8 protein-coding genes are annotated in these 12,208 nt (G+C 74.1%); 6 read left to right on the top strand and 2 right to left on the bottom strand.

The window, feature by feature from the left end:
- Nucleotides 1-135: 135 nt before the first annotated feature.
- Entirely contained in the window at nucleotides 136-2,832 is a 2,697-nt protein-coding gene (locus ACIQGV_RS32630; RefSeq protein ID WP_402501105.1) for a GNAT family N-acetyltransferase, read from the top strand.
- A gap of 78 nt (nucleotides 2,833-2,910) precedes the next feature.
- On the opposite strand, the gene ACIQGV_RS32635 is transcribed toward ACIQGV_RS32630, so the two are convergent.
- Nucleotides 2,911-3,615, bottom strand: coding sequence for a universal stress protein (locus ACIQGV_RS32635; RefSeq protein WP_402501021.1), 705 nt, complete (start codon nucleotides 3,613-3,615; stop codon nucleotides 2,911-2,913).
- A 121-nt stretch (nucleotides 3,616-3,736) separates the two neighbouring features.
- On the opposite strand from ACIQGV_RS32635, the gene ACIQGV_RS32640 reads away from it, so the two are divergent.
- Nucleotides 3,737-4,177, top strand: a complete 441-nt coding sequence (locus ACIQGV_RS32640) for a pyridoxamine 5'-phosphate oxidase family protein (protein ID WP_402501025.1) — start codon at nucleotides 3,737-3,739, stop codon at nucleotides 4,175-4,177.
- 102 nt (nucleotides 4,178-4,279) lie between these two features.
- On the opposite strand, the gene adhE is transcribed toward ACIQGV_RS32640, so the two are convergent.
- Nucleotides 4,280-6,985, bottom strand: a complete 2,706-nt coding sequence (gene adhE / locus ACIQGV_RS32645; RefSeq protein WP_402501030.1) for a bifunctional acetaldehyde-CoA/alcohol dehydrogenase — start codon at nucleotides 6,983-6,985, stop codon at nucleotides 4,280-4,282.
- 287 nt (nucleotides 6,986-7,272) lie between these two features.
- Here adhE and ACIQGV_RS32650 point away from each other — a divergent pair, with 287 nt between their 5' ends.
- The 4 genes from ACIQGV_RS32650 (at nucleotide 7,273) to ACIQGV_RS32665 (ending at nucleotide 12,019) form a co-directional block, all read left to right on the top strand.
- A complete protein-coding gene (locus ACIQGV_RS32650) occupies nucleotides 7,273-8,988 on the top strand; it encodes a GAF domain-containing protein (RefSeq protein WP_402501034.1) in 1,716 nt (571 codons plus the stop codon).
- Nucleotides 8,989-9,356: 368 nt separating this feature from the next.
- On the top strand, nucleotides 9,357-10,271 hold the full coding sequence (locus ACIQGV_RS32655; RefSeq protein WP_402501038.1) for a universal stress protein: 915 nt from the start codon (nucleotides 9,357-9,359) through the stop codon (nucleotides 10,269-10,271).
- Nucleotides 10,272-10,823: 552 nt separating this feature from the next.
- Complete coding sequence (locus ACIQGV_RS32660) at nucleotides 10,824-11,213, top strand: hypothetical protein (protein ID WP_402501041.1); 390 nt, start codon at nucleotides 10,824-10,826, stop codon at nucleotides 11,211-11,213.
- A gap of 11 nt (nucleotides 11,214-11,224) precedes the next feature.
- A complete protein-coding gene (locus ACIQGV_RS32665) occupies nucleotides 11,225-12,019 on the top strand; it encodes a hypothetical protein (RefSeq protein WP_402501044.1) in 795 nt (264 codons plus the stop codon).
- Nucleotides 12,020-12,208 lie beyond the last annotated feature (189 nt).

Genomic DNA, 12,208 nt, shown 5'->3' on the forward strand with positions numbered 1-12,208 from the left:
GAAGCCCCGCGGAAGCGGGGCCGGCCGGCCGGCGGCGGCAGGGCCGACCGGTCCCGGGGCGGCCCGGACAGCCCCTGGGCCCCGCCCTCGCCCCGCCGGACGATCGAAGTACCGAAATCCATGGAGGAGACCGCGATGACGGACGACCTGCTCGAACGGCCCCCGGTCCACGCCCTGCTCGCCGACGGCGTCACCGTGTGCATCCGGCCGGCGCTCCCGGACGACCACGGGCGGCTGCGGGGGTTCTACGAGGAGATGTCGCCGGAGAACCTCCGTCTGAGGTTCTTCGGGGCCGGCCGGCGCTCGGCCGCCCCCGCCGCCGACCGGGCCTGCGCCCCCGCCCGCCCGGGCCACCGGGCCCTGCTGGCCGAGAGGGACGGCCGGGTGATCGGCCTCGCCGAGTACGACACCGGCGGGGAGAAGGACGCCGCGGCGGAGATCTCCGTCGCCGTCGCCGACGGTCTGCACCACCGCGGTGTGGGCACCCTGCTGATCGAGCACCTCGTCTCCGCCGCCCGCGCCGAGGGCGTCACCGTCTTCACCGCCGACGCCCTGAGCGAGAACCACGCCGTGCTGCGGCTCTTCGCCGACCTCGGCCTGCGCGTCGACCGCCGCTTCGAGGGACCCGAGGTGCGCTGCACCATCCACCTCGACCAGGACGACACCTACCTCTCCGCCGTCGAGGCCCGCGGCCGCGCCGCCGACGTGGCCAGCCTGGTGCCCCTGCTGCGGCCGTCCGCGGTCGCCGTGGTCGGAGCCGGACGCACACCCGGATCGGTGGGCCGGGCCGTCCTGCACCACCTCCGCACGGGCGGCTTCACCCGCCGGCTCTTCGCCGTGAACCCCGGCGTCACCTCCGTGCTCGGCGTACCGTCCCACCCGTCGGTCGCCGCTCTGCCGAGGACACCCGACCTCGTGATCGTGGCCGTACCGGCCGCCGGGGTGCCCGCCGTCGCCGAGGAGTGCGGCAGGGCCGGGGTCCGCGCGCTCGTCGTCGTCACCGCCGGCCTCGACCACCTCCAGGCGCGGGCCCTGCTGACCGCCTGCCGCACCTACGGCATGCGGCTCGTCGGGCCCAACTGCCTCGGCGTCTCCCACACCGACCCGGAGCTGAACCTCGACGCGACCTTCGCCGCCGGGCATCCGCGCGCCGGGACGGCAGGCGTCGCCGTGCAGTCCGGAGGCGTCGGCATCGCCCTGCTCGACGGTCTCTCCCGGATGGGCATCGGCGTGTCGTCCTTCGTCTCGCTCGGCGACAAGTACGACGTCAGCGGCAACGACATGCTCCAGTGGTGGGAGAGCGACGGCCGGACCGGCCTGGCCCTGCTGCACCTGGAGTCCTTCGGCAACCCGCGTGCGTTCTCCCGTACCGCCCGCCGTGTCTCACGCCGCATCCCGGTCCTGACGGTCGACGCCGGACGCACCGACGCCGGACGCAAGGCGGCCGCCTCCCACACCGCGGCCGCCGCCACTCCCACCATGACCCGCCGGGCCCTGTTCACCCAGGCCGGCATCACCGCGACCCGCTCGGTCGGCGAACTCCTCGAAACAGCCGCCCTGTTCCACTCCCAGCCGCTGCCGGAAGGCTCCCGCGTCGCCGTCGTCACCAACGCGGGCGGAGCCGGCGTGCTCACCGCCGACGCCTGCGCGGAGGCGGGGCTCGTCCTCCCGCCGTTCACCCCCGCGACCGTCGACGAACTCCTCGCCGTGCTGCCGGACGGCGCCGCCGCCGGCAACCCGGTCGACGCGACCGCCGCCGTCTCCGAGGGACAGCTGACCGAGTGCGTCGACCGCCTCACCCGGTGCTCCGGCATCGACGCCGTCCTCGTCGCCCTGGTGCCCACCGCGGTCGCCGCGGCCACCGGTGACGACCTGGTGCGGGCCGTCACCACGGCTCCGGCACGACGGGCCCGGCCGGTGATCGCCGTACGCCTCGACCAGGACCGGTCGGTGCGGCTGCTGCCCACCGAGGACGCCGGAACCGTCCCCTCGTACGCCGACCCCCACGCGGCCGCCCGCGCACTGGCCCATGCCGCCGCACGGGCCGCCTGGCTCGCCCGGCCCGCCGGGACGGTCCCCGACCTCGGCGACATCGAGTCCGAGCGGGCCCGCACGGTCGTCGAGGAGTACCTCGCCGCCCACCCCGACGGCGGCTGGCTCGACCCGCGCACCTGCGCCGACCTGCTGGCCTGCTACACCGTCCCGCAGATCCCGTGGGCCTGGGCCCAGACCGAGGACGAGGCCGTGCTCGCCGCCGACCGGCTGCGCGGCTTCGACGGCAGGGTCGTCATGAAGGCGCACTGGCCCGGGCTCCTGCACAAGACCCAGCAGCACGCCGTCCATCTCGACCTGCGCGGAGACTCCCAGGTCAGGGCCGCGTTCCGGGACCTGGGGACCCGCTTCGCCGGCCTCATGACCGGCGTCGTCATGCAACCGCTCGCCGCCCGCGGCACCGAACTCTTCGCGGGGGTCGTCCAGGACGAGGTCTTCGGCCCGCTCGTCCTGTTCGGGCTCGGCGGCACGGCCACCGAGGTGCTCGCCGACCACGCCGCCCGCCTCGCCCCGCTCACCGACCGTGACGTCCACGAGCTGATCACCTCGCCGCGGTGCGCCCCGCTGCTGCTGGGCGCGAACGGACACACACCCGTCGACCTCGAAGGACTGGAGCAACTGCTCCTGCGGCTGTCCCGGATGGCGGCGGACCTGCCGCAGCTCGCCGAGGCCGACTTCAACCCCGTCCTTGCGGCACCGGGCGGCGTCACCGTGCTCGACGCACGGGTGCGCCTGCTGCCGCGCCGCCCTCAGGACCCGTACCTGCGCCGGCTGCGCTGAGGAGGAACGGCCATGCGACACAGCACGAGGCGGAGACCGCGGTGCCCCCTCGGCCGACGGTCCGCACCCGGCCGGTCCTCAGGGAGCCGGCCGTGCGGGCACCACGGCGACCGGGCAGGGCGTCCCGCGCAGCAGGGCCCGTACGACGCGGCCCCATCCGGCGCCGGGTCTGCGGCCCACCACGATCAGGCCGGCACCACCGGCGTGGTGCAGCAGGGCATCGGCCGGAGCGAAGAGGAGGACGTCCTCCAGCACGGGCACCTCCGGGTACTTCCCGCGCCATGGACGCAGCGCGTCGGCCAGCAGCTGCACCTCCTGGTCCTCCCACTCCCCCCGCTCCTCCTCCGGCACGCCGAAGGGCCACTCGGCGGCGCGGGGCGGAAGCGACCAGGCGTGCACGGCGTGCAGCCGCACCCCTCGTACGCGGGCGCTCTCGAAGGCGAAGCCGATCGCACCGCCGGAGGGGTCGCGCGCGTCCACGCCGAGCAGGACCTCCCGGGAGCGACGCGGGGGAGCCGAGGGGAAGCCGTCCGGAACGAGCACGAGCGGACGGTCCGAGGCGACGGCGGCCGACGGGACGCGGGAGCCCGGTGGCCGGCCGGAGGCTCCGGCGTCGCCGGGGATCCCGCACACGATCGTCCCGGCCGGGGCCGGGTCCGGCGGTGAACCGACCACCGCCCGCATCGTCAGACCGTGCAGCCGCGCCTCCTCCTCGGCCCAGTCGACCGTGGAACGGCCGCGTGCCGACGGGTCGGTACAGGCAAGGATCACTCGTTCCGTCATGGTCGGCCCTTCTGCCGCAGCGGGACACGCGGTTTCACCACCTCAGCCTGCCGCGCACACGGCTGCCGGGGCATGGGCCGAACGGCCCTGTGGAACCGCCCACTCGAGAGACGAGGGCCACATGTACGCCAACGACGGATTCCGTGAGCTCGACCGGCAGGAGTGCCTGAGCCTGATGGCCGGGGTGCCCGTGGGGCGCATCGTGTTCACACGGCACGCCCTGCCCGCCGTCCTGCCGGTGAACTTCCGCCTGGACCACGACGGCGCCGTACTGGTGCGCACCTCGGTCTCCTCGGAGGTTCTGGGCGCGGCCGTCGGCGCGGTGGTCGCCTTCGAGGCCGACGACGTCGACGCGGACACCCATTCGGGCTGGAGCGTCGTGATCACCGGTGCGGCCACCCTGGTGACCGACTCCGCCGAGCACGAACGCCTGCTCCGCAACGGTCCGCGTTCCTGGGTACCGGCACCCAGGGAGGCGTTCCTGCGGATCGACCCGGAACTCGTCACCGGCCGCCAGCTCGTCGGCGGACGCACGCTGTACGGCGTGGACCTGCCGTTCTGACGTTCCGGCCCGGGGGAGAAGGAGGGGGAGCGGCACACCGCCGCCGAAGACGACGGCCCGGCCGGCGCATCCGCGTCGGCCGGGCCTGATCCCTTCGGCGGTTCACACCGCCCCGGAGTCTTCGCCGCGCCCCGGCGGCACGGTCGTGCCGGGGCCGTCGTGCGGGGCGTCGCCGTAGTAGGCCGCGCGCATCAGTTCCTGCATGTCGTCGAGCATCGGCAGCCGGGGGTTGGCGGGTGCGCACTGGTCCTCGTAGGCGTTGAGGGCCTGCTGGGGCAGCGCGTCGAGGAAGGCGCGCTCGTCGACGCCGAGGGCCTGGAACGTCGGCTCGATGCCGACCGCGTCGCGCAGCCGCTCCACCGCCGAGGCGAAGGACTCGACGCCCTCGGCCGGGGTCGCGGCGGGCAGACCGAGCGTGCGGGCGATGTCCTGGAAGCGCTCGGGGGCACGGTAGTTCTCGTACTTGGGCCAGCCGGTGAGCTTCGTCGGGACGGTGCCGTTGTAGCGGACGACGTGCGGCAGCAGTACGGCGTTGGTGCGGCCGTGCGCGATGTGGAAGGTGGCGCCGAGGGTGTGCGACATGGCGTGGACGATGCCGAGGAAGGCGTTGCCGAACGCCATGCCGGCGATGGTGCCGGCGTTGTGCATCTTCTCCCGCGCACGCTCACTGGCCGCACGGTCGTTGACCGCGGCCTCGATGTTCTCGAAGATCATCCGGATCGCGTGCAGGGCGAGGCCGTCGGTGAAGTCGTTGGCGTAGACCGACACATAGGACTCGACGGCGTGCGTGAGGGCGTCGAACCCGCTGTCGGCGGCCAGCGCCCGGGGCAGACCTGTGGTGAGCAGCGGATCGACGATGGCGACGCTGGGCGTGAGCGCGTAGTCGGCGAGCGGGTACTTCTTGCCGGACGCGGGGTCGGAGATGACGGCGAACGGGGTCACCTCGGCGCCGGTGCCCGAGGTCGTCGGGACGCACACGAGCCGGGCGAGCCTGCCGAGGACCGGGAAGCGGAACGCCCGCTTGCGGATGTCGGAGAACTTGTGCCGCATGTCGGCGAAGTCGACGTCCTTGCCCTCGGCCTGCTGCTCGTACAGCAGCCACATCACCTTGGCCGCGTCCATGGGCGAGCCGCCGCCGAGAGCGATGATGGTGTCCGGGCGGAAGTCCCCCATGAGGCGGGCGCCCCGCCGGACGGAGTCGATGCTGGGCTCGGGTTCGACGCTGTCGATGATCTGGACGGTCACCGGTTCCCGGCGCCGGCGCAGTACACGCTCCACCCGGTCGACGAGGCCGAGGCGGGTCATCGTCGCGTCGGTGACGACGGTGACGCGGTGGACGTCCGGCATCGAGGCGAGGTAGCGGACGGACCGGGGCTCGAAGTAGATCCTGGGCGGCACCTTGAACCACTGGAGGTTGTTGCGGCGCACCGAGACACGCTTGACGTTCAGCAGCTGGGCGGCCGAGACGTTGTCGGACACCGAGGTGCTGCCCCAGGAACCGCAGCCCAGGGTCAGCGACGGCAGCAGGCTGTTGTAGATCCCGCCGATGGCGCCCTGCGAGGACGGCGCGTTGACGATGATCCGCACGGTCTTCATCCGCTTCCCGTACGCCTCCGCCAGACGGGGGTCGCCGGTGTGGACGACGGCGCTGTGGCCCTGTCCGTGGAAGGCGACCATGTCGGCGGCCAGGTCGAAGCCCTGTTCCTCGGAACCGGCCCGCAGGACGGCGAGGACCGGGCAGAGCTTCTCGCGGGTCAGCGGCTCGTCCGGGCCGACCCGGGCGGCCTCGACGAGGATCAGCGACGCGTCCTTCGGCACGGAGAACCCGGCCTGCCCGGCGATCCACGCCGGACTCCGTCCGACGGCCGCGGAGTTGACCTTGGGCTCGCAGCCCGAGCCCCCGGCGCCCGGGGGGAACAGGAACGTCTCCAGTTTCGCCTTCTCCTCGGCGGTGGCCAGATGGGCGTGCAGGGTGCGGAACTCGCCGAGGACCGCGTCGTAGATCTGCTCGTCCAGGATCACGGCCTGCTCGGAGGCGCAGATCATGCCGTTGTCGAACGACTTGGACAGCACCAGGTCGTTCACGGCCCGGCGGATGTCGGCGCTGCGGTGGACGTAGGCGGGGACGTTGCCGGCGCCGACGCCCAGGGCGGGCTTTCCGGCCGAGTAGGCGGCCTTGACCATGGCGTTGCCGCCGGTGGCGAGAATCAGGGAGACACCGGGGTGCCGCATCAGGGCGCCGGTCGCCTCGACGGACGGGGTCTCGATCCACTGCACACAGTGCTCCGGCGCGCCCGCCGCGACGGCCGCGTCCCGCACGATGCGGGCGGCCTGCGCGCTGCAGCGCTGCGCGGAGGGGTGGAACGCGAACACGACCGGGTTGCGGGTCTTCAGCGCCATCAGCGCCTTGAAGACGGTGGTCGAGGTGGGGTTGGTGACCGGGGTGACCGCGCACACCACTCCGACGGGCTCGGCGACCTCGGTCATGTCGTCGATGTCGTCGCGGGCGATGACGCCGACGGTCCTCATCGGGCCCATGCTGTGCGTGACGTACTCGCAGGCGAACATGTTCTTCGCGGCCTTGTCCTCGAAGACGCCGCGGCCGGTCTCCTCCACCGCGAGCCGGGCCAGCGCGGTGTGCCGGTCCAGAGCGGCGACCGACGCCTTCTTCACGATGTGGTCGACCTGCTCCTGGTCGAGCGTCTCGTAGTCGGCGAGCGCCTTGAGCCCGTTCGTCACCAGGCGGTCCACCGCGACGGCGATGTCGGACGGCGCCACGGCGGGGCCGGTGGTCGCGGTGCGGGTCATGGGACGGTCCTCCGTCGTCGAAGGGAGCGCCGCACGAGAGGGCGCGGCGGGTGGGAGCGGCACCGCGGGACGGCGCGGCACCGCTTCCACCGGCAGCGTCTCCCGCCGGGGGGCACCGGGGGGAGGTCCCGATGGTCCTTCCGGCGGGCCGATGGGCCCCGGGGCACGCAAGGGCGGGTGCCGGGGCGCTCGCGGACTTCCGCTGCCGCGCCCCGCCCTCGGCCACTACCGTGATCCATGACCGGACCGGTGGGTCCGTGGACCGAGGGGAACATGGAGGAGCGCAGGTGGAAAGCCCCGAGGAGGCGCGTGTACGGCTGCCTCAGCTCAGGCTGGACGAACTGCTGGAGGAGCTGCAGGCCCGGCTCGACGCGGCCCGCGGCACCCGGGACCGGGTGCACAGCCTGCTGGAGGCGGTGCTGTCCGTCGGCCGGGAGCTGGACCTGGAACAGGCCCTGCACAGCATCGTGGAGGCCGCGGCGGCGCTGGTCGACGCGCAGTACGCGGCGCTCGGTGTGATCGGGCCCGACGGCAGGCGGCTGTCCGCCTTCCACACCGTCGGCGTCACCGCGCAGGAGATCGCCCGCATCGGTCCGTACCCCGAGGGGCACGGCATCCTGGGCGAACTGATCCGCCACCCCGAGCCGCTGCGGCTGGCGAAGCTCTCCGCGCACTCCGCCTCCTACGGCTTCCCGCCCCACCACCCGCCGATGAACACCTTCCTCGGTGTCCCGATCCGGGTGCGCGACCAGGTCTTCGGCAACCTGTACCTGACCGAGAAGCGCGGCGGCGCGCAGTTCGACGAGGACGACGAGGCCGTGACGGCGACGCTGGCCGTCGCGGCCGGTGTCGCCATCGACAACGCCCGTCTGTACGAGGAGTCGCGACTGCGGGAGCGCTGGCTGCGGGCGAACGCGGAGATCACCCACAGCGTGATGTCCGGCGGCGCCCGCGCGGAGGTGCTCGCGCTGATCGCCGAGCGGGCCCGCGAGATCACGGGTTCCGCGCTGTCCGCGGTCGCGCTGCCCATGGAGAACACGGAGTCGCTCGCGGTGGAGATCGCCGTGGGGACGGACGCCGAGGCGCACCGGGGCCTCGTCCTGTCCATGGACAGCAGCCTGATGGGGCTGGCGTACTCCGCCGCCGCCCCGGTCACCAGCGCGGACGTCACCCAGGACGCACGGATCTCACCCGCGCCGCCCCGCTTCGGCGGACTCGGGCCCGCGGTGGCCGTGCCCATCGGCGCGGGAGAGCCGGGGCCGCGCGGGGTGATCCTGCTGGCGCGGGAGGCCGGCCGGCCGGAGTTCTCGGCGGCGGACACCGAGTCCCTGGTGGCCTTCGCCGCACAGGCCGCCGTCGCGATGGAGCTGGAGCAACGCCGCCAGGACGCCGCGCAGATGGCGCTGCTCCAGGACCGGGACCGCATCGCCCGGGATCTGCACGACCTCGCGATCCAGCGGCTGTTCGCCACCGGCATGACGCTCCAGAGCGCCGGGCGCTTCATCGAGCACGAGCAGGCCGCCGAACGCGTGGTCCGCGCGGTCGACGACCTGGACGAGACCATCAAGATCATCAGGTCGACGATCTTCAGCCTTCGGGCCCGCGACGGCGCCGACGACGCGGGCCTGCGGGCCCGCGCGGTGCGGCTGGTGGGGGAGACGGCACCCGTCCTGCGCTTCGCTCCCGGCGTGCGCATGGAGGGCCTGCTGGACACCGACGTGCCGAAGGAGGTCGCCGACCAGATGATGGCCGTCCTCTCCGAGGCCCTGACCAACATCGCCCGCCACGCCCGCGCGGACCGGGCGGAGGTACTGCTGGCGACGGACGGGCACGAGCTCCGGCTGACCGTCACCGACAACGGTGTGGGCATCCCGCGGGACGGCCGGCGCAGCGGGCTGCGCAACATGGCGGAGCGCGCGGAGCAGCTGGGCGGCACGCTGGAACTGGAGAACCCCGAGAAGGGCGGCACGAGGCTGGTGTGGCGGGTGCCGCTGGGACGCTAGGGCCGCCCGGCGGGAGGGCGGGTTCCTCCGGAGAGCAGATGCTGGCGGCGGGAAAGGAGCACTCGCTTCTCGCGGATCCCGGCCACGCGGCGCACGCCTCCCGGGTGGCCCGTCGCTCCGCGTCCTTCGCCGGCTCCTTCCCGCCGCGTCCAGCACAGCACGCCGGCCGCACCGCCACCAGGGCCGACCGGCCCTGTTCGGCCACCGGGTCCGGGAGGCGGGGAGCCGGCCCACCCGCGGACTCGCGGCAGGGCGTGCGGAGGGGGCCGGACGGCCCCGGGGAAGGTGCCGGGGAGCCTCTCCCGCCGCCCGGGCCGCGGCGGGACGCTGACACCGGACAGGACAGACCGAGCGCTGGAGGTGCCGACATGCTTTCGCCGGTTGTCGTCGGAGTCGATGGATCGGCCGAGAGCCTCGCCGCCGCCGCATGGGCGGCCCGCGAGGCGGAGCGGCGGGAACGGCCGCTGCGTCTGGTCCACGCGTGGGAGGGGCACCCCCGGCCGGGCGAGCGCGAGATCGCGCACGCCGCCCGGCGGCACCTGGCCCTGCGCGCGCTGCGGCAGGCGCGGGACCGCGTCCGCGCCGAGTGCCCCCGGCTCCGTCCCGTGGACGAGCAGACGGAGGGGCCGGCCGTCCCCGTCCTGCTGAAGGCGGCCGGCGAGGCCGATGTGACGGTCCTGGGCTCGCGGGGCCTGAGCGGCTTCACCGGATTCCTCGTGGGGTCCGTCGCCCTCGGCGTGGTCGCGAGGGCCACGTGCCCCGTCGTCCTCGTCCGGGCGGACGAGGAGGCGGCCGACGAACACCTCCCTGCCGGTGACGGCGGCGCGTCGACGGAGACCGGGTACCGGGACGTCGTGCTCGCCGTCGACGTCCACGACGTCCGTGACGAGGTCGTCGAGTACGCCTTCGAGGCGGCCCGCCTGCGCGGGGCGCGGCTGCGGGCCGTGCACGCCTGGCAGGCGGCCGGTCTCGTCGGCGCCGGTCCCGGCCCCGGCCCCGGCGGCATCGGACCGGTGCAGGACGCCTGGCAGGGCGAGGAATGGCTGGACCTCCTCCAGGCCGCCCTCCGGATGTGGCGCGACAAGTACCCCGACGTGGACGTCCTTTCGACCGTGGTGGAGGACAGGCCCACGACCGCGCTGGTGCGGGCCTCGACCGGGGCGAGTCTCCTCGTCGTCGGACACCGCCTCGCCGAACGCCCCCTGGGCCCACGGACCGGGCCCGTCACCCACGCCGCGATCCACCACGTCACCTGCCCCGTCGCCGTCGTACCGCATCTGTGACGAGACACCCCGGAGTTCCCGGGCGGCGCCCGGCCGTCCCGGCGCACGAGCCGGCCGCCCCACGGCAGGGGCGCCGCCCGCGGAGGTACGGCGAGCCGGTGCCGGAGCCCCGCATGCCGGAACCGGCGGACAGGGCCGGCGGACGGGGCCGGAGCAGCGCATGAGACCCGCGGAGCGGGCCGGTCAGGGAGGCGGGCCGGTCAGGGGAGCGGGCCGGTCAGGGAGGCGGCTCGGCCAGGGGAGCGGCTCGGTCAGGGAGGCGGGCCGGTCAGGGAGGCCGCCGGGACGGAAGGGCAGCCGCCGGCGCGAGCACGGCACAAGGGCCGGGCAGCGGTGTGCGGCGCCGCTCCCGTTCCCCGTGTCCCAGGATCCCGCCCTGCCCTGCCGCACGCCCGCCCGGCCGCCCCGAACCCGCCCCGGGGCGGCCGGGATCGGTGTCCTCCGGCCGGGGTAACCCCGGTGCCCTCCCGCGCGTGGGACACGGATGTGCGGCCCGCGGCGCTGTCATCGTGGGCGGACGACACCCGGTTGAGCCTGTGGGGAGGAGCCCCCGTGCCCATCAGTCAGTCGGTCGGCCGCGACGGCGTGAATCTGCGGCGTGAAGTGCAGTACGTCCAGGCGCTGCTCAACGTCTTCCGCGCCGAACAGGGCCGGGACGCGCTGGAGCTCGACGGTCTCGTCGGCCCTCTGACCATCGGGGCGGTGGAGGAGTTCCAGGCGGCGGAGACGGGGATCGTCGACGGGCGGGTCGATCCCGGGGCGCAGGCCATCGCGGCCCTCGAACGGCAGACGGCGCCGGTGCTCGACGAACTGCGGACCGTGACCATGCTCGCGCTGCTGCTGTCCCACCGGCCCGTCGAGGAGGAGCCGCCGGTCGAGCAGGACCCGGTCCTCGACGACGCCGAGCTGCACACCCTCGTACAGTCGATCGTCGCGGAGTAGGAGCGCAGGACGTGGATCCGACCGAAAAACTCATTCTGGAGCTCTCCGAGGCACTTCTGGCACTCTTCAACTCCTCGCGCGGCGCGATGCACGGCATCTACCAGGGCTCGCACGAGGCCGCGCTGTTCGAGGCGCAGGGCGGGGTCATCGGCCCCGGCGGATTCAACCACCTCGGCGACGTGCTCAACACCGCCCGCACCATCCAGACCAACCGTGACGCGGCAGAGCTGGCCCTGAACCGCCTGCAGGGCGTCGGCCCCGCGCTCGGCGTACGCGTGCGCGCCCTGTGCGACCCCGTGCTGAAGCTCGCGGACGACTACCTGAGGATCGCCCGGGAGACGAACAACGCCGCGACCCTGCTGCGGCAGACCGACCCCAACCGCCTCCAGGGAGTCGTGCTCGGCCAGGGCGGCCTCGGCCCCGAGATCGGCCGCACCTCGCAGGCCCTGGTCACCAACCAGATGAACGCCATGTCCGCGCAGCTGACCGCCCGGGGGATCGAGCCCCGGCTGATCCCCTCCACGCAGTCCGCCCTCCAGCCGGTGCTCTCCTCCCTCAGACAGCTTCCCCTCAACGGACGTGAGGCGGCGGCGAAGCTGGCCGGAGCGATCGGCACGATGCGGGTGCTGATCGGCCAGACGGCCGTGCGGGCCGGAGTGATCGGCCGGGCCAGGCTCACCGCCGCGCTGCTCGGCATCGAGACGGCCCTGGTCGAGTTCGGCGCCCGCCTGACCACGCCGATCATCGTCATCGACCGCCGGCTGCTCCACCAAGTCATGGGCGTACCCGACGTCGACGGCGCCTGAGCGGGCCGTCCCGCCGGGCGCGGGATTCCGGTCCGGGGCGCTCCGGACGCCGGTCCCCGGGACGCCGTCCTCGGACGGGCTGCTGTTGCGGTCGGGCGGACGCCGTCGCAGCATGGAGATGGCAGGTCGATTCCGCGCGGCGCAACTCGTGCCGCGGAGAACGCACTTCCTCTAGCTCCCTGCGATTGA

It is taken from the genome of Streptomyces sp. NPDC093094 (genome assembly GCF_044754345.1).
Classification (GTDB): Bacteria; Actinomycetota; Actinomycetes; order Streptomycetales; family Streptomycetaceae; genus Streptomyces.